The sequence below is a fragment of the Microbispora sp. CSR-4 genome (genome assembly GCF_008033685.1).
Taxonomy (GTDB): domain Bacteria; phylum Actinomycetota; class Actinomycetes; order Streptosporangiales; family Streptosporangiaceae; genus Microbispora.
The window spans coordinates 19,000-37,140 of record NZ_VJVX01000024.1 but is presented as its reverse complement, the minus strand read 5'-3'; the positions used below and the strand labels follow the sequence as shown (position 1 = coordinate 37,140).

The window sequence follows — 18,141 nt, the reverse complement described above, 5'->3', positions numbered from 1 at the left end:
CGCCGGGCACACACCCGGCGGGGTTCCTTGTCGGCTGGTGACGCGCGTCAGACGCAGACCGTACGGACGACGTCCGCGAGGCGATCGGCCACGGCCTTGGCCTGGTCGTGCGACGCGGCCTCGACCATGACCCGGATCATCGGCTCGGTGCCGCTCGGGCGGATCAGCACGCGGCCGGTCTCCCCGAGCTCGGCCTCCGCCTCGGCCACGGCCGCCCGCAGCGCGGGGTCGGAGGCCTTCGCCTTGGCCACGTCCCTGACGTTGACGAGCACCTGCGGCAGCTTCGTCATCACCGACGCGAGGTCGGCGAGGGAACGGCCCTGCCGGGCCACCTCGGCCATCAGGTGGAGCGAGGTCAGCAGGCCGTCCCCGGTCGTGGCGTGGTCCAGCATGATCACATGACCGGACTGCTCGCCGCCGAGCGTGTAGCCGCCGTCCTGCATCGCCTCCAGGACATACCGGTCGCCGACCGCGGTCTCCACCACGGTCAGGCCTGCCTCTCTGAGGGCGAGCTTGAACCCCAGGTTGGACATGACCGTCGCGACGACCGTGTCCTTGGCGAGGCGGCCGTCGGCCTGCATCGACAGCGCCAGGATCGCCATGATCTGGTCGCCGTCGACCTCCTCGCCCGCACCGGTGACCGCGAGGCAGCGGTCGGCGTCGCCGTCGTAGGCGATGCCGAGGTCGGCGCCGCTTCCGACGACGGCCTCCCGCAGGGCGGCCAGATGGGTCGAGCCCACACCGTCGTTGATGTTCAGCCCGTCAGGGGCGGCGCCGATGGTCTCCACGACCGCTCCGGCGCGCAGCAGCGCCTCCGGGGCGACCATGTGCGCCGCGCCGTGCGCGCAGTCGACGACGACCCGCAGCCCGTCGAGGCGGTGGGGCAGCGTGGTGAGCAGGTGGGAGACGTATCGGTCGGCCTCGCCGTACGCCTCACGGACCCGGCCGACGGACGCGCCGACCGGGCGGTCCCACTCCTCCCCGAGCCGCTGCTCGATCTCGTTCTCCACCGCGTCGGGCAGCTTGTAGCCGCCCCGGCTGAAGAACTTGATGCCGTTGTCCGGCGCGGGGTTGTGCGACGCGGAGAGCATGACGCCGAGGTCGGCTCCCAGCGCGTTGGTCAGGTACGCGACCGCGGGGGTGGGCAGCACGCCGAGCCGCAGCACGTCCACACCAGACGACGCGAGGCCGGCGACCACGGCGGCCTCCAGGAACTCTCCTGAAGCCCGCGGGTCCCGGCCTACGACGGCGATCGGGCGGCCGCGCCGCCCGACGCTGGCGTGGAACGCCCCGGCGTCGCCGAGCACGTGCGCGGCGGCCACGGACAGGTCCATGGCCAGCTCCGCGGTGAGGTCGCGCCCGGCGACCCCACGTACCCCGTCGGTGCCGAAGAGGCGCCCCCGGGAGGGGGCGCCCACGGGGTTCCGCGACATTAACGCTTGCTGTACTGCGGAGCCTTACGGGCCTTCTTGAGGCCGTACTTCTTCCGCTCCGTGGCGCGGGCGTCACGGGTGAGGAAGCCGGCCTTCTTCAGCGGCGGGCGGTTGACCTCGGCGTCCAGAGCGGCGAGCGCGCGGGACAGGCCCATGCGCAGCGCACCGGCCTGGCCGGTCACGCCGCCGCCGTCGATGCGGGCGATGACGTCGAACGCGTCCTCGGCGCCGAGCACGACGAACGGCTCGTTGATCAGCTGCTGGTGGACCTTGTTCGGGAAGTAGCTGTCCAGCGAGCGGCCGTTGATCGTCCACTTGCCGGTGCCCGGCACGATGCGGACACGGGCGATGGCCTCCTTGCGGCGGCCGGTGCCGTACGAGTTGCCCGTGGTGACGGGCTTGCGCACGGCGCCCTCGCCGGCAGGGGCCGACTCGGTGGTGTACTCGGAGGGGAACTCCTCCGAGGAGTAGTCTTCCGGCTCGCCCTCGACGAGCGTCTCGATACCGGTGGGCTCGGCCACGGTTCTCCTCTTAACTTTCCTGGCTCGCGATTACTGGGCGATCTGGGTGATCTGGAAGGGCACCGGCTGCTGGGCCTGGTGCGGGTGCTCGGCGCCGGCGTAGACCTTGAGCTTCTTGGCCATCTTCCGGCCCAGGGCGTTCTTGGGAAGCATGCCACGGACGGCCTTCTCGACGGCCCGGTCCGGACGCTTCTCCATGAGCTCGCCGTAGCTGACGGAGCGCAGACCGCCGGGGTAACCCGAGTGGCGGTACGCCTTCTTCTGCTCGAGCTTGTTGCCGCTCAGGGCGATCTTGTCGGCGTTGATGACGATGACGAAGTCACCCGTGTCGACATGCGGAGCGAAGATCGGCTTGTGCTTCCCGCGGAGCAGGGTCGCCACCTGGCTGGCCAGCCGGCCGAGCACGACGTCGGTCGCGTCGATGACGTACCACTGACGTTCGACGTCGTTGGGCTTCGGTGAGAACGTGCGCACGGCAGTGCCTTCTGTCGGAATGTGAACTCTCGGTAGGTTGCGCAGGCACGGCGACAACCTCCGTCTCCACATGTACGGGAGAAGACGCCGGACGCGCCGTGCACCGGTCTGCGGACAGACCGATCCACACACAACGAACTAGCAGACTACCGACCCGATGCCGCCTGGTCAAAACAGCGAGGGGCACGCGGGATTGGAACGCCTCATTTGAACGTTCATCAAATCCATACCCATTAGCCTCTTCTTCCCCATGGCGCGGATCTCTATATTTGACTGCGGTATGTGGCAGACCCCTTACAAAAAACACACCTTCCGTGGCCCCCTGCGGGGGACTCAGATGGGTCTGCTGGCGTGCGCGGTGGCCATCCTGCTCACCGGCGTCGTGATCGGCAGAATGAGCGCCAGGTCGAGCGCGCTCGACGACGTCTATCTGCGCGAGACGGAGCCGTCTCCGTCGCTGAGCGTGAACGCGGCGGGCGCGGTGCCGCGCGAGCGGCCCACTCTCGACCACGTGCTGCACACCACGACTCCGACCGCCCCCCGGGAGGAGCCGCAGCGCCGCCCCCGGAAGGAGAAGCCGCCCTCCAACCTGATCGACGGCTACGGCAGCGGCTCGCGGCACACCGTCATCACACCCGGAAACGACGGCGGCGGCGACGACGCGTACGACGCCGACTCGATGCAGTACGCCTCGATGGAGGCCGAGGTCGTGCGCCTGGTCAACGCCGAGCGCCGCAAGCACGGCTGCCGGCCCCTGCGCGTGGACCCGCGCCTGGTGGAGTCCGCCCGCGCGCACTCGGACGAGATGGCGTCGAGCAAGCTGTTCCGGCACAGCTCTCCCGGCGGCGCCTCCCCCTGGGAGCGCATGGGCGCGGCGGGCTACTCCGACGGCGGGGCCGAGACGATCGCCAGGGGCTACCAGACCGCCGAGGCGGTCGTACGCGGCTGGATGGCCGGGCGCAGCGACCGCTCCACGCTGCTCGACTGCCGCCTGGTCGCGACGGGGGTCGGCGTGAGCACGGGCGAGGGCGGTCCGTGGTGGACCGAGGACTTCGGGTATTCCTGACCCTTCCTCATCTGTCCAGATCGCCGACTAATCTCAGCGCCATGGGTTACCCCGGCGACCAGCAACCACCTCCGCCGCATCATCCCCCGGATCCCCGCAGGCGAGACCTGCCGCCGTACTCCGGCGGGGACGACGCGCCCCTCGCCGGCCGTCGCGACGCGCCCCCTTACGGCGGGGGGCAGCCGCCATACCAGCGCGAGCCGTCGCCGTATGCCCGCGAGCAGTCTCCATACGAGCGCGAGCGGTCGCCGTACGCACGTGAGCAGGCGCCTTACCAGGGCCATCCGCAGCAGGGCCATCCGCAGCAGGCGTACCAGCAACAGGGGTACCAGCAGCAGCCCGAGCAGCCGCCGTACGCCGGGGCCTACGAGCAGGAGGGCCCCCAGCGTGCGGAGGAGCTCGCGTCCGGGCCGTACGCGGCGCCGACCGGGCCGTACGCGTCTTCCACCGACCCGTACGCGTCCCCCTCGGGCGCGTACGCGGCCTCCTCGGGCGGTCAGGCGGGCGGCGCGGACGCGGACGCGCGGCGGCAGCGGGCGGCGTCGCGGATGCCTCCGCCGCCGGAGCCGGTGTGGGATCCGGACGCGAAGGGCCCATGGTGGCGTCGCCCCTGGGCGCTCGGCCTCGCCCTGCTGCTCATGATCGGGGCGTTGTTCACCGGTCTGTGGTACGCCGCGCGCAACGAGAAGCCGCCGGTCGCCGCCCCGACGCCCACCGTCCGCCCCACGAAACCGCTCGTCTCCGAGGGACCCCCCGGCAAGTTCGGCTACACCGCCTCACGGACGACCGACAAAACCCCGCTGTCGCTCCGGGAACTGTTCGCGAAGGGCAAATTCGTCAAGAACAAGCGTTCATACGTCCGCACGGCGTACCGCAAGGAGAAAAAATGTGCGGACGGCGTCACGGGCGACAAAATCACCAAGGCGCTCAAGGCGGGCGCATGCACGCAGCTGCTGCGGGCGAGCTTCGCCGACTCCAAGGGCGTGGTCATCGGCACCGTGGGCGTCGCCAACCTCAAGACGTCCGCCACGGCGAAGAAGGTCGCCTCGGCCGGAGGCGGCGGCGAGCGCAAGGACTACCTCAAGCCGCTGCCGGGCAAGGACGAGGCCACCAAGCACCTCGGCACCGGCGAGGCGTACGCGGGCGGCTGGACCCACGGCCACTACGCGGTGCTGCTCTGGTTCCAGTTCAAGGATGGCCACAAGCCGGCCAAGAACGAGCTGAAACGGCTCTACCAGGCAGCGGTGGACGTCACCGACGCGACTGTTTTCCCTGCCCTCGACACTCGTTCGCTGAACGGTGGCCCCAGCTGAGGCCAGGCGTTCGCTGAGGTGAAGGCCGGTGGGCGAGCTGGGGCGGCACGGACCGAAACGCCCATAGGGGCACGCCGATCGCGCCCGCGCCGTTACGCTTCCGGCTATGCGTGGCAAGGATTCCGGTTCCGGGCACGAGCACGAAACGGCGCGGGCCCGCCCCGAGGCGGACGCCGAAGGCTCGGCGACATCTCCGACGCCACCTCCGAGCTTCGGGCAGACCCCGTCGCCCGGGTTCGGTCAGCCCGCGGCGGACGACGGCACGGCCTGGGCCCCGGACGCCGTGGGTGCGGCGGACCGGACGACGGAAGTGTCCTACCCGACCAGGTTCGGGCTACCCGGCGGTCTCGGGGCGCCGCAATCGTCTGACGACGACCCGGAGAGCACGAACAGGTTCAGGGCCGTCCCAGCGTACGGCCCGCCGCCCGCCGCCCCTGGAAACGCCGCTGTGCCCGGCGATGCCGGAACGCCGGGCGGCCACGGAGTGTCGGGAGACGCCGGAACGCCCGGGAGCGAGGGCATGCCGGGTGGCTACGGGGTCTCCGGGAGCGCCGGAACGCCCGGGAGCGAGAACCTGCCGGGGAACGCGGGAGTTTCGGGGGACACCGGGGTGTCAGGCGACGCCGGGAACCTTCCCGTGCCGCGCCGCCCCGGCGACGAGGCCCTCGCCCTGCCCGCACCCGGTGAGCCGCACTCCGGAGCCGATCAAGGAGCCGATCACCGCGCCGGCCAGGGAGCCGACCAGGGTGTCGGCTACGGCGCCGCTGACGGTGCCGGCTATGGCGCCGTTCCTCCGCAGCCCGCTTATGGCGCCGGCACGCCCACCTGGCAGCAGCCTGAAGGCCAGGGCATCCACGCGTGGCAGCAGCCCGGTCCCGGCGAGCCGCAGCAGCCCGGCCAGGGCGCCCAGGGACACCCCGGGTATGGCCCGCCTGCCTGGCAGCCCCCGGCTCCGGCCACGTCCCCGTGGCAGCCTCCGGCCGACCCGAACGCCGCCATCCCCCAGCAGCCCGCGCTCGGCCCCGGCGGACCCTCCTGGCAACCCGAGAACCAGGGCAACCCGTGGCAGCCACCGGCCGACCCCAACGCCGCCAACCCGCAGCCACCCGCGCTCGGCCCCGGCGGACCCTCCTGGCAACCCGAGAACCAGGGCAACCCGTGGCAGCCACCGGCCGACCCCAACGCCGCGCAGTGGGACCACCAGCACCCGCAGCACGCACAGGGCCCGGACGCCGCGTCCTGGCAGCCCGCGCAGCCGTCCTGGCAACCCGCACCGGGCGCGGGCGGCCCGGCGTACCCGCAGCTTCCCCCGCCTCCGGGCCCGCAGCAGCCCGCCCACGGCCCCGGGGCGCACTCCTGGCAGCCGCCCGCAGATGGGGCGAACCCTGCGGCGTGGCAGCCGCCCATGGAGGGGCCCAACCCGGCGTGGCAGGCGCAGGCCGATCCGGGAGCGCAGCCGTGGCCTCCGCACGGCCCCGGAACACCGGCCTGGCAGCCGGCCCCGCCGGGCCCGATCCCGCCTCCGCCTGGTTCGGCCCCGCAGTCGTGGCAGCAGGAGCCGCCCTCCGCGGGAGCCCCGCAGATGTGGCCCGCCCCCGTCGGCGATCCCGGCACGCAGCCTGGTCCCCAACCCGGTCCCCAGCCCGGCATGCAGCCTGGCGGCGTCACCTCCTGGCCTTACTCGGGCAACGAGTCGCAGTGGCCGCAGGGCCCCGCCCCGGCCGGGACGGGTGACACCGGCCCCGCCCCGTGGCAGGCCCCGCCGGGTGGCGCACCGGCCGGTCCCGGTGCCTTCGGCGCGTCCCCCTCGCCGTACGACGAGGGATCTCACGGCGGGGCGTGGCAGGGCCCGGCCGGGCCTCCCGCCTGGCAGCAGCCCGGCGGCCCTCCTCCGGCACCGGGGTCGTACGGGCCGGATCAGCAGAACACCGGCGGACCCTGGGCCGCCCAGCCCGGCGTGCCGACGTTCCCGGAGTGGGGACCCGCCCCGGGGCAGCCGTCCGGCGGGGACGGCTGGCATCAGGCTCCCGCTCCCCACCAGGGGTATCCGCCCGCCGCCCCGCCGCAGTCCGGGCCCGAGTACGCACCCCAGCACGGGCCCCAGCACGGGCCGCAGCATGGGCCCCAATACGGGCAGCAGTACGCGCCGCAGCCCGCCCCGGAGTTCGCCCCGTATCCGGAGGCGTACGGGCAGGGAGCCGTGCCCCCGGAGGCGGTCCGTCCCGGGGAGCCCGGAGACGTGCCCGTGTGGCCGCCACGGCTGCCGGGCGAGCCGTACCCGCAGGGCGAGCTGCCCGCGGGCACCTCCTGGCCGCCGACGCACGCCTACCAGGAGGAGCCCGCCATAGTGCAGGCGTCCGAGGGCGCGTCCGGCGACGGTGCGGGCACGAGCGAGCCGGGCGACGCACCTGGCGACGCGCTCGCTCCCACCGGCACGCCCGACCAGTCCACAGCGTCCGACCAGTCCACAGCGTCCGACCAGTCCAGGGCGTCCGGCCAGACCACGGCATCTCACCAGACCACGGCATCCCACCAGACCACCGTGCCCGACCTGCCCACCCCGTCCGGCCGCCACAGCGCTCCCGAGCACGCCACCGCACCCGACCACGCCATCGCACCCGACCGAACCACCGGGCCGGATCCCTCCGCCGCGGCAGAGCACACGGGATCATCCGCGGACCCGGCACGCCCTGCCGACATGCAGGCCGACGCGCATGCCGACATGCAGGCCGACGGCGGCTCGTCCGCCGAAGGACCAGGACAGTCCGCACGGGGCGGCTCGGGGCAGGACGCTCCCGCGGACGCGTCGTATCCCCCCGCGCAGCATCACGCGGCACCGGATCACGCGGCACCGAATCACGCAGCACCGAATCATGCGGCATCGGATCACACGGCGCCGATCGCCGGGCCGCCCGCGGGCTTCGGGGCCGAGATCGCCGCCGCGGTGACCCCCATCGAAGGGTTGCCGCTGCCCGGCACACCGCACGAACCCGGCCATGCCCTCGTGCCCTCCGGACAGACCGCTCCGATCACCGAACCGCAGCACCCGGCCCACGACACGACGACACAGCCGCTGCCCGCACCGCAGCCCGAGGAACCGTTCCCAGCACCCACACAGACATCGATCGCGCCTGGTCAGGCGCAGGACAGCGCACCGTACGGGACACCACTGGGGAGACAGGACGAGACACAGGGTCAGACCGCGTCTCAGTCACCGTCCCCGTCGCCGTCCGCGACGTCCCCCTCGGATGTCCCGCCATCCGCCGTGCCCTCTGGCGCGGCGCCATCCGACACGCCGCCCCCGGGTCCGTCCGCGAGCGATGGCACCGACGGGGCGGACTCCCCCGACCCCAGTTCAGGACAGATGGCGACAACCTCTCCCACGACCGGTTCGCCCTCGCAGCCGACCGGTGAGACCCCGTTCGCGTTCACGCCGGTGACCCCGGCCAAGGCGGGCAAGCCGACGCCTCCACCCGGATTCGGGCCCGACCCCTCCACCCCCGGCGGCTCCGAGGGCAACCTCCCGGCACGGCTGGGCACCGCCGGCTCTCCCCCGTCCGGCGGGAAGATCAAGCGGATCCTGATGGCCGCCGGCGCAGTGGTCGTCGTGGGGGCGATCGGCACCGCGGCCTACTTCGCCTACTCGGGCGAGCCTGACGGCAGCCAGGCCGCGCCCACGCCGGCCGCCACCACCGCCACCCCGACCCCCACCGAGGAGCCGACGCCGGCTTCCACGGTCTCCTCCACGATCCTCGACTCCGAGCAGACCGACCCCAAGACCCTGAAGCCGACGGAGGCGTTCCCGGACGAGAAGGTGACGCTGGCGGGCCGGACGTACCGCAGGGTCACGATGAACGTGACCGACGACTGCGGGAAGGCGGCGACGGGCGCGTTCGCGCAGGCCCTCGCCGAGCAGCAGTGCCGCAGGGTGCTCCGGGCGACCTTCGTGGACAGCAAGCGCCAGTACGCCGTGACCACGGGCATCGCCGTGCTGCCGGGCAAGACCGAGGCCCTCGCCGTCGACCAGGCCAAGGATCTCAACGCGAACGTCTGGTTCCGCGGCCTCGACGGCGACAAGAAGAGCCGGGCGGACAAGGTGTCGATCTCCGGCGGCTACGCCGCGGGCATGGTGTGGGGGCGCTACATCGTGTTCAGCTACGCCACCTACACCGACGGGCACACCCCGGACGCGAACGACAAGAACCTCGGGCCGATCAGCGGCGCCTTCCGCGACCACATGGCGAAGGTGATCGAGAAGCGCGCCTCACGCTGACGATCCCGGCGCGCGGCCTCCGCGAGAGGCCGCGCGCCGCCACAGCCCCGATCCGCACCAACGGCTCGGCGCGCACAGGGCATCGCGGGCGGCAGACCGGGACGGGATCTGCGGGGTGCGCCGGCCTGGTGATGCGCAGGGAGCTCATTACGTCCCTTTTTTTGAGGATCTTGCTCATGCGTTGCGGGTCACTCCGCGGTGCGCCCCGAACGCCCCGAGGGCCCCGGCGACCTCGAACGATCCCCAACGGCCCCCAAGCCGCTCGGCCCTGCGTCAGGTGCTCAGGGTGCGCACGCGGCGGGTTGCGGCGGCCCGGCGTGCCAGCTCCTCCGGCCCGGGATAGCGCACCTCCTCGAGCGTGAGACCGTGCGCGGGCGCGACGTGCACGCCCGAGTCCCGTACGGCTCTCGCCAGCACCTCGGCGGGCCACTCGACGGGCCGCCTGCCCTCCCCCACGGTCAGCAGCGAGCCGACCAGCGCCCGGACCATCGAGTGGCAGAACGCGTCGGCGACCACGGTGGCGAGGAGGATCCCGTCCTCGCCCCTGACCCAGTCGAGCCGCTGCAGTTCGCGGATGGTGGTGGCGCCCTCACGCTTGCGGCAGAAGGCGGCGAAGTCGTGCTCGCCCAGCAGACGGGCGGCCGCCGCGTTGAGCAGGTCCACGTCGAGCGGCCGGGCGTACCACAGCACCTCGCGCCGCCGCAGCGGGTCCACCCCGCCCGGGGCGTCGCAGACGCGATAGCCGTACCGGCGCGAGAGCGCGGAGAACCGGGCGTCGAAGCCCTCGGGCGCCACGCTGACGGCGTGCACCCGCACGTCGAGGGGCAGCACACCGGCCAGCCGCCTCGTCAGCGCAGCGAGCCACTCAGCGCCGCGCTCCTCCCATGCCCGTTCCGGATCCTCGGGGGCGGGGGCACGCCCGGACGAGGCAGCGGCCAGCGCCGCGAGCGGGACGTCGACGTGCGCCACCTGCCCCCTCGCGTGGACGCCCGCGTCGGTGCGGCCCGCGACGGTGAGCGACGGCGGGGTCTCCAGCCGCAGGACACGGCCCAGCGCGTCCTCGATCTCCCCCTGCACGGTCCGCCGCCCCGGCTGGCGCGCCCAGCCGGAGAAGTCCGTGCCGTCGTAGCCCAGGTCCAGTCTCAGCCGCAGTTCTCGCTCCACGCCATCCCTCGTGCGGTGCCTCGGAGAAACGAAGAGCGGGCCCAGCATCCCCCGGAAGGGAAACTGAGCCCGCTCACAGAGCCTGGGATCAGGCCTCGTCCTTCTTGTCGCCCTCCGCCGGAGCGGCCTCGGTGGCCTCGGCGGTGGTGCTCTCGGCGGCCTCGTCCTGCGCCGCCGGCGTCTCCTCGGCCTCGGCGGCGGCCGGAGCGGCCGGCGCGGCCTCGGCGGCCGGAGCCGTACGGGAGACCCTGACCGGGTTCAGCTGCTCGGTGACCAGCTCGATGACCGCCATCGGAGCGGCGTCGCCCTTACGCGGGCCGAGCTTGGTGATCCGGGTGTAGCCACCGGGACGCTCGGCGTACGTCGGGGCGATCTCGGTGAAGAGGTGGTGGACGACGCCCTTGTCGCGGACGACCGTCAGCACCTGGCGACGGTTGTGGATGTCGCCCTTCTTCGCCTTGGTGATCAGCTTCTCCGCGAGCGGGCGGAGACGCCTGGCCTTGGCCTCAGTGGTGGTGATCCGGCCGTTCTGGAACAGCGCCGTGGCGAGGTTCGCCAGGATCAGCCGCTCGTGGGACGGGCTGCCACCGAGACGGGCGCCCTTGGTGGGCTTGGGCATTTCATGCTCCTCATGGATAACCCGCTCCGGCCGTGTCAGGTACCGGGGTCGGGCCGACCGGCGTACCGGTCGTGACTTGTCATCGCCGTCTCATGCCGCCCTGGACGGGCGGCACGAGACGGTGGTGCCGCTGCGCGGAGACGGATCAGTACTGCTCGGTCTCGATGAACCCGCCGTCCTCGTCGTCGTACCCGCCGCCGGCGACGGCGGAGGGGTCGAACCCGGGCGGGGAGTCCTTGAGAGCCAGGCCCATCTCGTGCAGCTTCTGCTTGACCTCTTCGATCGACTTGGCGCCGAAGTTGCGGATGTCCAGCAGGTCCTGCTCGCTGCGGGCGACGAGCTCACCCACGGTGTGGATGCCCTCGCGCTTGAGGCAGTTGTACGAACGGACGGTGAGGTTGAGCTCCTCGATCGGCAGCGCCAGGTCGGCCGCGAGAGCCGCGTCCGTCGGCGACGGGCCGATGTCGATGCCCTCGGCCTCGACGTTGAGCTCACGGGCCAGTCCGAACAGCTCGACCAGGGTCTTGCCGGCCGAGGCCACCGCGTCGCGGGGCTTCATGGACGGCTTGGTCTCGACGTCGAGGATCAGGCGGTCGAAGTCCGTGCGCTGCTCGACACGGGTGGCCTCGACCTTGTAGGTGACCTTGAGGACCGGAGAGTAGATCGAGTCGATCGGAATCCGGCCGATCTCCTGGCCAGGCTGCTTGTTCTGGGCGGCGGAGACGTAGCCGCGGCCGCGCTCGACGGTCAGCTCCATCTCCAGCTTCGCCTTGCCGTTCAGCGTGGCGATGTGCAGGTCGGGGTTGTGCACCTCGACACCGGCCGGAGGCGCGATGTCGGCGGCGGTGACCTCACCCGGGCCCTGCTTGCGCAGGTACATCACCACGGGCTCGTCGTGCTCGGACGAGACGACCAGCGACTTGAGGTTCAGGATGATGTCGGTGACGTCTTCCTTGACCCCGGGCACGGTCGAGAACTCGTGGAGCACGCCCTCGATGCGGATGCTGGTGACCGCCGCCCCCGGGATGGAGGACAGCAGCGTGCGCCGCAGCGAGTTGCCGATGGTGTAGCCGAAGCCCGGCTCGAGCGGCTCGATGATGAACCTGGACCGGTGCTCCTCGAGCGACTCCTCCTGGAGGCTCGGGCGCTGTGCGATGAGCATCAGGATCTCCTGGATCCGGGACGGCCCCGCCACGCTGGACGGGAGGTCCCTGGGTTACGGCGACGCCCGCTATTTGACGCCGCTCGCCTACAACCATGATGCCGTACGGCCGGGAGTGTACCGGCCGTACGGCGTCATGAAGTGCCGGGGCTCTACTACTTGGAGTAGAGCTCGACGATCAGCTGCTCCTGGACCAGCGTGTCGATCTGCTGGCGGACCGGGAGCTGGTGCACGAGGATGCGCATGTTCTCGGCTGAGACGCCCAGCCAGGCCGGGACGGTCTTGTCGCCGGCGGTCGCGCGGGCCACCTCGTACGGAAGCAGGTTGCGCGACTTCTCGCGGACCTCGATGATGTCGTGCTCGCGCACGCGGTACGACGGGATGTCGACCTTCTTGCCGTTCACGAGGAAGTGGCCGTGGCGCACCTGCTGGCGGGCCGCGTCACGCGACTCGGCGAAACCGGCGCGGTAGACCACGTTGTCGAGACGGCTCTCCAGGATCTGGAGCAGGTTCTCACCCGTCTTGCCCGCCTTGCGGTTGGCTTCCTCGTAGTAGTTGTGGAACTGCTTCTCGAGGACGCCGTAGATGCGGCGGGTCTTCTGCTTCTCACGGAGCTGGAGCTGGTACTCCGACTCCTTCGGACGGCCGCGGCCGTGCTCACCCGGCGGGTACGGGCGGATCTCGATGGGGCACTTGGCGGACTCGCACTTCTTGCCCTTGAGGAAGAGCTTGGTCTTCTCACGGCGGCAGAGCTTGCAGTCCGGACCCGTGTAACGAGCCATTTCTCTCTACTCTCCTGAGCTCAGACGCGACGGCGCTTGGGCGGACGGCAGCCGTTGTGCGGGACCGGGGTCACGTCCTGGATGGACCCGACCTCAAGACCGGTCGCCTGCAGCGAACGGATCGCGGTCTCACGGCCGGAGCCGGGACCCTTGACGAAGACGTCGACCTTGCGCATGCCGTGCTCCATGGCGCGGCGGGCGGCGTTCTCGGCAGCCATCTGCGCGGCGAACGGGGTGGACTTACGGGAGCCCTTGAACCCGACGTGGCCGGCGCTGGCCCAGGAGATCACGTTCCCGTTCGGGTCGGTGATCGAAACGATCGTGTTGTTGAACGTGCTCTTGATGTGGGCGTGCCCGTGAGCGACGTTCTTCTTCTCCTTGCGGCGCACCTTCTTCGGTGCGCCCTGGCGGCTCTTCGGCGGCATTGAAGCGCTAACTCCTGGAAATGTGGCTGCTAAGGACTACTTCTTGCCCGGCTTCTTCTTGCCGGCGACGGTCTTCTTCTTACCCTTGCGGGTGCGCGCGTTCGTCTGCGTCCGCTGACCGTGGACAGGCAGCCCCTTGCGGTGCCGGATGCCCTGGTAGCAGCCGATCTCGATCTTGCGTCGGATGTCGGCCTGAATCTCGCGGCGGAGGTCACCCTCGATCTTGTAGTTCGCCTCGATGTAGTCACGCATCGGGACGAGCTCGGCGTCCGTGAGCTGGTGGACGCGCAGGTCGGGGCTGATGCCGGTCGCGTCAAGGATCTCCTTGGCGCGGGTGCGGCCGATTCCGAAAATGTAGGTGAGAGCGATCTCCAGCCGCTTGTCGCGGGGGAGGTCGACGCCAACCAGGCGGGCCATGGTCGGGCATTCTCCTTCAGTGTGGCGGAGGTCTTGCGCCACACTTCCCCTCCCATGCCCGGGCGAGGGCCCCGGCCTCCGACCGGGGGTCTCCCGCGTGGTACGGACTCCTCGCGGAGGCCGCCTGCGCGGGTGTGTGACGCGATTTCGTTGTCCTGGCCCGCACGCGGTCGAGACCGCCACGGGGGCGGACTCAGCAGGGGCCTGGTGGCGACGTACTGAGAGCTGGGCTCAGCCCTGGCGCTGCTTGTGGCGCAGGTTGTCGCAGATCACCATGACGCGACCGTGCCGGCGAATCACCTTGCACTTGTCGCAGATCTTCTTGACGCTCGGCTTGACCTTCATAGTCCTTATTCGTTCCGCATACGGCCCGTCCCCGCTGGCGGGGGGGCTACTTGTACCGGTAGACGATCCGTCCGCGACTCAGGTCGTAGGGGCTGAGCTCCACGACCACCCGGTCGTCGGGCAGGATCCTGATGTAGTGCATCCGCATCCGCCCGCTGATGTGGGCCAGGACCTTGTGACCGTTGTCGAGCTGCACCCGGAACATGGCGTTCGGAAGCGACTCAATAACAGTGCCCTCAATCTCGATGGCGCCGTCTTTCTTGGCCATGGCCCTCGCGTTTCACAGTTCGGATCGTCAGAGGCTTCGGAACACTAAGCAGCCGCGACCTTCGGGCGCTTCCAGAGAGCGGCGACCAGCCAGGCCGCCTAGGCGCAAAGGTCATAGTGAACCGACAAAGGAGTGTACGACAACCCGGGCCGAATTGCGAAACGACGGCAGGGGTCCCGACACAACCAGATCACAGAGTACCCCCCGTGGGGGTGTCCGGCCAGCGCGCCGCCTGCCGATTCCGATGTGGGCTTTCTGGGGAGGCCGCCGCACCCGCCCGCCCGGCACCGCCGAAATGCCGCCGCGCGCGGGTGCGGCCCGAGCACCGCGGGGGCACGGCCCGAGCGGGCCGTACGTCGCGACACCGGACGTCTACCCGCCCCAGACTCCCGCGACGGCGGTACCCCGGTAAAGAAGGCTCAGGCGCCGCCTCGGGACCGTCCGCCCGCGTCGGAAATCGTCTTGAGGAGGAGGATGACGCCCCACGGGCCCATGACCCACATCGGCCACGGAGGGATGAAATGCCCCGAAGCGACAGTGGCGATGAGCCAGATCATCCAGCTGATGGCGCTCGCGCCCGCCCAGGCGGTCCACGCGCTCCTCAGGCTGCCCTGCGCCTTACCGGGCTGGGCGACCTGGGCCCGTTGCGCGGGCTCGGTCGCGGCGGGCATCCGGTGCAGGTCGATCTCCGGCAGATCGGAGGTGAGCCGGGCCAGTTCCCCGTACGTGCGGCTCTGGTAGACCGCCTCAAGCCGCTCGTTGAACTCGTCGATGGTGAGCCTGCCTTCGGCCACGTGCTCACGCAATGCCGCGGCGACCCGGTCACGGTCGCCGTCGGAGGCCCGCATCTCCGGCATTGCCGCCATCTACCATCTCCCGGTCCGTCGAGCGATAAGACCATTATTGTTCAAGCGACGCCGAAATGGGCGTTCCCATTCGGGAGGCGGTTCAGGAGGCGCTTTCTCCCGCGTCCGTGGCGACGCCGGGGAAACGGGAGGCCCCGCCGTCGAGCGCCGTGAGAACAAGGGGGCCGTTCTCCGTCACCGCGACGCTGTGCTCGAAGTGCGCCGAGGCCTTGCCGTCGAGCGTCACGACCGTCCAGTCGTCGGCCAGCACCTTGGTGCGGTCGGTGCCGAGGTTCACCATCGGCTCGATCGCGAAGCACATACCGACCTCGAAGCGGGGGCCGCGCCCCGGCTTGCCGTGGTTGGCCACCCAGGGGTCCATGTGCATCTCGGTGCCGATGCCGTGCCCGCCGTACTCCTGGGGGATGCCGTAGCGGCCCTGAGAACGCACGTACTTCTCGATCTGGTGGCCGATGTCGGACAGGTGCCCGCCGACCCGCAGGGCGGCGATGCCGCGCCACATGGCCTCCTCGGTCACCCGCATGAGCTCGGTCAGCTTGGGGTCGACCTCACCGATGCCGACGGTGATCGCCGAGTCGCCGTGCCACCCGTCGAGGATCGCGCCGCAGTCGATCGAGATGATGTCGCCCTCGCGGAACGGACGCCGGTCGGTGGGGATGCCGTGGACGACCTCGTCGTTCACGGAGGCGCAGATCGTGGCGGGAAAGCCCTGGTAGCCCTTGAACGACGGGATCGCGCCCTCGCCCCGGATGGCCTTCTCGGCGATGGCGTCGAGGTCGAGCGGCGTCATCCCGGGCTCGACCGACTTCCGGAGCAGCTCCAGCGTGCGCGCGACGACCAGGCCGGCCGCACGCATCTTCTCCAGTTGCTCGGCGCTCTTGATTTGAATTCCGTGCCGGTTCTTCTTGAACACCTGACGCACCCCCTCCCGAAATTGTCCCATATAAGCCTGAACGCCACCCCATGTACTGGAGTGGCGTTCCCGGCCGCGGTAATGAATCAGTCGGCGAACCGCCGCAGCGCCGACATCGCCCGCTGAGTGATCTCCTCGACCGGCCCGGTCGCGTCGACCCCCTGCAGGATCCCCTCGTCGGCGTAGAACGCGATCAGCGGCTGCGTCTGCTCCTGGTAGACCTCCAGGCGCCGCCTGATGGTCTCCTCACGGTCGTCGTCCCGCTGGAAGAGCTCCCCGCCGCAGGCGTCGCAGACGCCCTCCACGGCGGGCGGGTCGAACACGACATGCCACACCTTGCCGCAGGAACGGCACGTACGGCGGCCCGCGAGGCGCCGGACGACCTCGTCGTCCTCGACGACCAGGTTGAGGACCACGTCGAGCGCCGTGCCGAACTCGGCCAGCATCTTCTTGAGGACCTCGGCCTGGGGCACGTTGCGAGGGAAGCCGTCCAGGAGGAAGCCCTCCTGCGCGTCGTCCTCCGACAGCCGGTCGCGGACCATGGCCACGGTCACCTCGTCGGGGACGAGGTCGCCGCGGTCCATGTACTCCTTGGCGAGCTTGCCGAGCTCCGTGCCGCCGGAGACGTTGGCACGGAAGATGTCGCCTGTCGAGATTTTCGGGATCGACAGGTGCGAAGCGATGAACTGGGCCTGCGTCCCCTTACCCGCTCCGGGGGGCCCAACCAGGACGACGCGCACTATCTCAGGAAGCCCTCGTAGTTGCGCTGCTGAAGCTGGCTCTCGATCTGCTTGACCGTGTCCAGACCAACACCAACCATGATCAGAATGCTGGTCCCTCCGAACGGGAAGTTCTGGCTCGCTCCGGCCACCGCCAGCGCGATGATCGGGATGAGCGAGATCACACCCAGATACGGAGCGCCTGCGGCCGTGAGCCTGTTGAGCACGTAGCTCAGGTACTCAGCGGTCGGCCGGCCCGGACGGATGCCCGGGATGAACCCACCGTACTTCTTCATGTTGTCAGCCACTTCAGGGGGGTTGAAAGTGATGGACACGTAGAAGTACGTGAAGAAGACGATCAGCAGGAAGAACGTGGCCATGTAGACCGGGTGGTCGCCCCTGATCATGTTCTGGGCCAGCCACTCGATGACCGCGTTGGGCTTCTGGCTGTTGCCGAACAGCGTCACCAGAAGCTGCGGCAGATAGAGCAGCGACGAGGCGAAGATGACCGGGATGATGCCGGCCTGGTTCACCTTGAGCGGGATGTAGGTCGAGGTGCCGCCGTACATGCGACGGCCGACCATCCGCTTGGCGTACTGGACCGGGATCCGGCGCTGCGCCTGCTCGATGAACACGACGACGCCGATCATCACGATGCCGACGATCATCACGATGACGAACTTGAACGGGCTCTGCCGGAAGATGTTCACGAGCTCCGACGGGAACACCGCGATGACCTGAGTGAAGATCAGGATCGACATGCCGTTGCCGACGCCGCGGTCGGTCACCAGCTCGCCCAGCCACATGATCACGGCGGTGCCGGCGGTCATCGTGATGACCATGGTGATCAGCGGGAAGACGTCCTGGCTGAGCAGGATCTCCTGGTTGCAGTTCTGGAAGAGCTGCCCGCTGCGGGCCAGAGCGACGAACGCGGTGGACTGCAGCACCGCCAGCCCGATGGTCAGGTAACGGGTGTACTGCGTGATCTTCGCCGTGCCCGCCTGGCCCTCCTTCTTGAGGGCCTCCAGCCGCGGGATCACCACCGTCAACAGCTGCAGGATGATGCTCGCGGTGATGTACGGCATGATGCCGAGCGCGAACACTGAAAGTTTCAACAGGGCGCCGCCGCTGAAGAGCTGCACCATCCCGTAGATGTTGGCAGCGTCTCCCGCCTGGGCCTGCTCCAGACACAGGGCCACGTTCTGGGCGTTGACCCCCGGAGTGGGAAGCACCGAGCCAAGCCGGAACAGCACGATGATGCCCAGTGTGAAGAGCAGCTTCTTGCGCAGGTCAGGCGTCCGGAACGCCCGGGTAATCGCGGTCAGCACGGTCCCTCCTGCGCGCCAGTGACGCGGTAACGGTCGGCGATGGCCCGCAAGGC

18 protein-coding genes are annotated in these 18,141 nt (G+C 70.4%); 3 read left to right on the top strand and 15 right to left on the bottom strand.

The window, feature by feature from the left end:
• Positions 1 to 47: 47 nt before the first annotated feature.
• The 3 genes from glmM to rplM are packed head-to-tail and all read right to left on the bottom strand — an operon-like array spanning position 48 to position 2,428.
• Positions 48 to 1,433: a phosphoglucosamine mutase gene (gene glmM, locus FLV34_RS18985; protein WP_142646710.1), complete on the bottom strand. Its 1,386-nt coding sequence runs from the start codon at positions 1,431 to 1,433 to the stop codon at positions 48 to 50.
• Positions 1,433 to 1,954 carry a 30S ribosomal protein S9 gene (gene rpsI / locus FLV34_RS18980; protein ID WP_142646711.1) on the bottom strand — a complete coding sequence of 174 codons (522 nt, stop codon included), beginning with the start codon at positions 1,952 to 1,954 and terminating at the stop codon, positions 1,433 to 1,435. The genes glmM and rpsI overlap by 1 nt, the downstream gene beginning before the upstream one ends.
• A gap of 30 nt (positions 1,955 to 1,984) precedes the next feature.
• Positions 1,985 to 2,428 (bottom strand): 50S ribosomal protein L13, encoded by a 444-nt coding sequence (gene rplM / locus FLV34_RS18975; protein ID WP_079316251.1) that lies wholly within the window; start codon positions 2,426 to 2,428, stop codon positions 1,985 to 1,987.
• Positions 2,429 to 2,765: 337 nt separating this feature from the next.
• Here rplM and FLV34_RS18970 point away from each other — a divergent pair, with 337 nt between their 5' ends.
• The 3 genes from FLV34_RS18970 (at position 2,766) to FLV34_RS18955 (ending at position 9,080) form a co-directional block, all read left to right on the top strand.
• The gene (locus FLV34_RS18970; protein ID WP_187280665.1) at positions 2,766 to 3,494 is read left to right on the top strand and encodes a CAP domain-containing protein; all 729 of its coding nucleotides are present in this window, start codon (positions 2,766 to 2,768) and stop codon (positions 3,492 to 3,494) included.
• 41 nt (positions 3,495 to 3,535) lie between these two features.
• On the top strand, positions 3,536 to 4,807 hold the full coding sequence (locus tag FLV34_RS18965; RefSeq protein WP_147943696.1) for a hypothetical protein: 1,272 nt from the start codon (positions 3,536 to 3,538) through the stop codon (positions 4,805 to 4,807).
• A 520-nt stretch (positions 4,808 to 5,327) separates the two neighbouring features.
• Positions 5,328 to 9,080: a hypothetical protein gene (locus FLV34_RS18955; protein WP_147943695.1), complete on the top strand. Its 3,753-nt coding sequence runs from the start codon at positions 5,328 to 5,330 to the stop codon at positions 9,078 to 9,080.
• Positions 9,081 to 9,353: 273 nt separating this feature from the next.
• On the opposite strand, the gene truA is transcribed toward FLV34_RS18955, so the two are convergent.
• The 12 genes from truA to secY form a co-directional block, all read right to left on the bottom strand.
• The gene (truA, locus tag FLV34_RS18950; RefSeq protein ID WP_260617171.1) at positions 9,354 to 10,244 is read right to left on the bottom strand and encodes a tRNA pseudouridine(38-40) synthase TruA; all 891 of its coding nucleotides are present in this window, start codon (positions 10,242 to 10,244) and stop codon (positions 9,354 to 9,356) included.
• 88 nt (positions 10,245 to 10,332) lie between these two features.
• Positions 10,333 to 10,863: a 50S ribosomal protein L17 gene (gene rplQ, locus FLV34_RS18945; RefSeq protein ID WP_147943694.1), complete on the bottom strand. Its 531-nt coding sequence runs from the start codon at positions 10,861 to 10,863 to the stop codon at positions 10,333 to 10,335.
• Between the two features lie 145 nt (positions 10,864 to 11,008).
• On the bottom strand, positions 11,009 to 12,025 hold the full coding sequence (locus tag FLV34_RS18940; protein WP_030508347.1) for a DNA-directed RNA polymerase subunit alpha: 1,017 nt from the start codon (positions 12,023 to 12,025) through the stop codon (positions 11,009 to 11,011).
• A gap of 155 nt (positions 12,026 to 12,180) precedes the next feature.
• The gene (rpsD, locus tag FLV34_RS18935; protein ID WP_142563118.1) at positions 12,181 to 12,807 is read right to left on the bottom strand and encodes a 30S ribosomal protein S4; all 627 of its coding nucleotides are present in this window, start codon (positions 12,805 to 12,807) and stop codon (positions 12,181 to 12,183) included.
• 20 nt (positions 12,808 to 12,827) lie between these two features.
• Positions 12,828 to 13,232: a 30S ribosomal protein S11 gene (gene rpsK / locus FLV34_RS18930; protein WP_020542285.1), complete on the bottom strand. Its 405-nt coding sequence runs from the start codon at positions 13,230 to 13,232 to the stop codon at positions 12,828 to 12,830.
• Between the two features lie 36 nt (positions 13,233 to 13,268).
• A complete protein-coding gene (gene rpsM, locus FLV34_RS18925; protein WP_079319852.1) occupies positions 13,269 to 13,649 on the bottom strand; it encodes a 30S ribosomal protein S13 in 381 nt (126 codons plus the stop codon).
• 231 nt (positions 13,650 to 13,880) lie between these two features.
• A complete protein-coding gene (gene rpmJ, locus FLV34_RS18920) occupies positions 13,881 to 13,994 on the bottom strand; it encodes a 50S ribosomal protein L36 (protein WP_003956441.1) in 114 nt (37 codons plus the stop codon).
• 46 nt (positions 13,995 to 14,040) lie between these two features.
• Positions 14,041 to 14,262, bottom strand: a complete 222-nt coding sequence (gene infA / locus FLV34_RS18915) for a translation initiation factor IF-1 (protein ID WP_030508344.1) — start codon at positions 14,260 to 14,262, stop codon at positions 14,041 to 14,043.
• 419 nt (positions 14,263 to 14,681) lie between these two features.
• Entirely contained in the window at positions 14,682 to 15,128 is a 447-nt protein-coding gene (locus FLV34_RS18910; protein ID WP_142646717.1) for a DUF1707 domain-containing protein, read from the bottom strand.
• A gap of 82 nt (positions 15,129 to 15,210) precedes the next feature.
• Positions 15,211 to 16,041 carry a type I methionyl aminopeptidase gene (map, locus tag FLV34_RS18905; protein ID WP_147943693.1) on the bottom strand — a complete coding sequence of 277 codons (831 nt, stop codon included), beginning with the start codon at positions 16,039 to 16,041 and terminating at the stop codon, positions 15,211 to 15,213.
• 86 nt (positions 16,042 to 16,127) lie between these two features.
• On the bottom strand, positions 16,128 to 16,781 hold the full coding sequence (locus FLV34_RS18900) for an adenylate kinase (protein WP_142646719.1): 654 nt from the start codon (positions 16,779 to 16,781) through the stop codon (positions 16,128 to 16,130).
• Positions 16,781 to 18,088: a preprotein translocase subunit SecY gene (secY, locus tag FLV34_RS18895; RefSeq protein WP_142646720.1), complete on the bottom strand. Its 1,308-nt coding sequence runs from the start codon at positions 18,086 to 18,088 to the stop codon at positions 16,781 to 16,783. Before secY ends, FLV34_RS18900 begins: the two co-directional genes overlap by 1 nt.
• Positions 18,089 to 18,141 lie beyond the last annotated feature (53 nt).

What these genes read in the sequence shown, in the direction of transcription:
- glmM (WP_142646710.1), bottom strand. Translation starts at nt 1,433, where the DNA reads ATGTCGCGGAACCCCGTGGGCGCCCCCTCCCGGGGGCGCCTCTTCGGC.
- FLV34_RS18970 (WP_187280665.1), top strand. Translation starts at nt 2,766, where the DNA reads ATGGGTCTGCTGGCGTGCGCGGTGGCCATCCTGCTCACCGGCGTCGTG.
- FLV34_RS18965 (WP_147943696.1), top strand. Translation starts at nt 3,536, where the DNA reads ATGGGTTACCCCGGCGACCAGCAACCACCTCCGCCGCATCATCCCCCG.
- FLV34_RS18955 (WP_147943695.1), top strand. Translation starts at nt 5,328, where the DNA reads ATGCCGGGTGGCTACGGGGTCTCCGGGAGCGCCGGAACGCCCGGGAGC.
- rplQ (WP_147943694.1), bottom strand. Translation starts at nt 10,863, where the DNA reads ATGCCCAAGCCCACCAAGGGCGCCCGTCTCGGTGGCAGCCCGTCCCAC.
- FLV34_RS18940 (WP_030508347.1), bottom strand. Translation starts at nt 12,025, where the DNA reads ATGCTCATCGCACAGCGCCCGAGCCTCCAGGAGGAGTCGCTCGAGGAG.
- rpsD (WP_142563118.1), bottom strand. Translation starts at nt 12,807, where the DNA reads ATGGCTCGTTACACGGGTCCGGACTGCAAGCTCTGCCGCCGTGAGAAG.
- rpsK (WP_020542285.1), bottom strand. Translation starts at nt 13,232, where the DNA reads ATGCCGCCGAAGAGCCGCCAGGGCGCACCGAAGAAGGTGCGCCGCAAG.
- rpsM (WP_079319852.1), bottom strand. Translation starts at nt 13,649, where the DNA reads ATGGCCCGCCTGGTTGGCGTCGACCTCCCCCGCGACAAGCGGCTGGAG.
- rpmJ (WP_003956441.1), bottom strand. Translation starts at nt 13,994, where the DNA reads ATGAAGGTCAAGCCGAGCGTCAAGAAGATCTGCGACAAGTGCAAGGTG.
- infA (WP_030508344.1), bottom strand. Translation starts at nt 14,262, where the DNA reads ATGGCCAAGAAAGACGGCGCCATCGAGATTGAGGGCACTGTTATTGAG.
- FLV34_RS18910 (WP_142646717.1), bottom strand. Translation starts at nt 15,128, where the DNA reads ATGGCGGCAATGCCGGAGATGCGGGCCTCCGACGGCGACCGTGACCGG.